This is a genomic window from Brevundimonas sp. (genome assembly GCF_032107865.1).
GTDB lineage: Bacteria > Pseudomonadota > Alphaproteobacteria > Caulobacterales > Caulobacteraceae > Brevundimonas.
Genome location: NZ_DAMCNG010000354.1, coordinates 1 through 1,589 on the forward strand (window position 1 = coordinate 1; position 1,589 = coordinate 1,589).

2 protein-coding genes are annotated in these 1,589 nt (G+C 69.9%); both read right to left on the reverse strand.

The annotated features are described in order from the left end of the window. Nucleotides 1–1,184 (reverse strand): hypothetical protein (locus RT567_RS16600; protein WP_313577294.1); only part of this gene is annotated, 1,184 nt, incomplete at its 3' end. Nucleotides 1,185–1,261: 77 nt separating this feature from the next. Then, the coding region (locus tag RT567_RS16605) for a WYL domain-containing protein (RefSeq protein ID WP_313577295.1) at nucleotides 1,262–1,589 on the reverse strand (328 nt) is incomplete at its 5' end.

Genomic DNA, 1,589 nt, shown 5'->3' on the forward strand with positions numbered 1-1,589 from the left:
TTCTGCGCCCCCTCGGCCGTCATGGCGAAGACGGCGCCGCAGGCATAGTAGGCGCGGTGTTCGCCGCGCTCGCCCGCCTCGGCCACGCCGCGCCCCTGGCTCAGGGTCACGCAGTCGTCGACCTCTTCCTGCAGGGCCTTGCGGTCGTCATAGGCCGGGTCCAGCGCCTTCAGCGCCCGAACCGCCATCAGGTCGGCGCCGCCCTCGGTGATCCAGGCGTCGCGCGCGAACTCGTACCTCACCGTCTGGCCCAGCCAGAAATGCGCGCTCTCATGGCCGATGAACCAGCGGGAGACCCGCTCCATTTCCGCCGTCGGCCGGGTCACGCCGGTTCCCTCGAACGACATGACGATCAGGCCGGGCAGGACGCTGCCGCCCATGCTGGTCATCCGCTCTGTCGGGCCGTTCCACGACACCATGACCACAGGATTGTCGCCGCCCGAACCGGGGCGTCCCAGACGCTGCAGGTAGAATTGGCCCACGCGCGGGGCGAAATCGCGAATCTTCTCGCCGATCCACGGCGGCAGATTGGGATCCATGACGGTGGTCAGCCCCTCGCCCGGCGTCACCCGCGCCTGTCCCAGCAGGACATAGGACCGCTCGCCCGTCGTCGTCAGTTCGGCGTGGCGCTCGCCGTTGAACAGCACCGGACCGTCCGGGTCGCGCCAGGTCACGCGCGACGCCCCGCCGTCCAGATTGACGCCGTTGAGGTCCGCCGGCATCGCCTCCGCCGCCTCGGGCGAGCCCAGGGCGAAGACGTCCATCTGCCGCGTCGGCAGGGCTACCGCCCCGTCCGAGAAGACCAGCGTCTTGTATTCCGCCTCCAGCTCGACCGCCTGAGGCGTCACGCTAAAACGGACATGGCGCGGCACCGGGCCGCCGTCCGCGCTGCGGATGATGTCGTAGTGGCCGCGCCGCTCCATCACCACGCCGGGCGTCTCGACCATCCACTGACGCGGCCGCCACGGCTCGCGCACCTCCGAAATCAGCGCCGAGTCCATGAAGGCCCAGACCACGGCGTCGCGATTGAAGACATAGTCGACCATCAACCGCCCCCCCTCGCGCGTCACCGTCACCTGCGGCGCGGCCTCGACGTTCCAGGGGCCGGGCGCGGGGCTCGCGGCGCAGGCGGTCAGCAGGGCGACGACAGACAGGGCGGTTGCAGACAGGACTTTCAGACGCACGAAAAGCAGTCTCCCATGAGGAATGGCGCAGCTTAGAGCTCACAAACACCGCCCGTCACCTTACGCTTTGCTCAGCTTTACGCCCGTTCAAGGGCGCGGCCCGCCGCGGCAAGCTCTTCGGCCATCACCGCCTTCAGCCGCTCAGGTCCCAGGATGGTCGCCCGCTCGCCCCAGGTGAACAGGTGCCAGGCCAGTTCGCGCATCCCCGAGGCGCGGAACCGCACCACGACCGAGCCGTCGGCCCGATCCTCGACCGTCTGGGTCGGGTGCCAGCGCCAGCCGCGCGCCTCGTCCGCCCCCTCGGGCGTGATGCGGACGGCGACCTCCTCGATCTCGTCCTGATAGATGCCGAAGGATTGGCTGGCGAAGACGCCCAGGTCGAAATCGGCGGGCGGGCGCGCCGTC